Annotated in this window: 1 pseudogene; it reads left to right on the top strand. The window is 77.5% G+C overall.

Annotated elements, in window-relative coordinates:
- Positions 1-845: pseudogene (locus tag NWP10_RS12180) on the top strand (DNA repair protein RecN); the annotation flags it as partial.
- Positions 846-849: the final 4 nt, after the last annotated feature.

Below are 849 nucleotides of genomic sequence, written 5' to 3'. Positions count from 1 at the left end.
ACCTCGCCCGGTACACCGCCGACCTGGACACCGACGCCGCCTCGGACCTGGACGCGGCCCAGTCCCGCCTGGCCGAGCTGACCCGCCTGCAGCGCCTCTACGGCCCGGAGCTGGAGGACGTCATCGGCTGGGCCGAGACCCAGCGTCCCCGCCTGGACGAGCTCCAGGGCGACTCCGGCCGCCTCGAGGAGCTCGAGGGCGAGCTGGAGCGCCTCGAGTCCGCGCTGCGGGAGCGCGCCGCCGCCCTGACCGCGCTGCGCACCGCCGCCGCCGGACGGCTCGAGGAGGCCGTCACGCAGGAGCTGCACGCCTTGTTCATGCCGGACGCCTCCTTCCACGTGGACCTCGCCCCGGTGGGCGGCGACGGGCTCGGCCCCCACGGCGCCGAGGACGTGGCCCTGGCCCTGAGGCCCCACGCGGGCGTCGAGCCCCGGCCCCTGGGGCGCGGCGCCTCCGGCGGCGAGCTCTCCCGCGTGATGCTCGCCCTCGAGGTCGTCCTGGCCGCCACGGACCCCGTCCCCACCTTCGTGTTCGACGAGGTGGACGCCGGCGTGGGCGGCGAGGCGGCCGTGCGCATCGGCGCCCGCCTCGCCCGGCTGGCCCGCCACGTGCAGGTCATCGCCGTCACCCACCTGCCCCAGGTGGCCGCCTACGCGGACCGGCACGTGCGGGTGGAGAAGAACTCCGACCCCGCGGCGGGCGTGACCACCTCGGACGTCGTCACGCTCTCGGCGGAGGAGCGCGTCGAGGAGCTTGCCCGCATGCTCGCCGGCCACGGCGACTCCGCGGCCGCCCGCGAGCACGCCCGCGAGCTGCTCGAGGCCTCCGTGCGCGAGCGCGGCTGAGCCG

The organism is Micrococcus sp. HG099 (assembly GCF_024723355.1).
In the GTDB taxonomy this organism is placed as follows: Bacteria; Actinomycetota; Actinomycetes; order Actinomycetales; family Micrococcaceae; genus Micrococcus; species Micrococcus endophyticus.
Note: the sequence above shows the minus strand (reverse complement) of the source record. Positions and strands in the feature narration are given on the sequence as shown.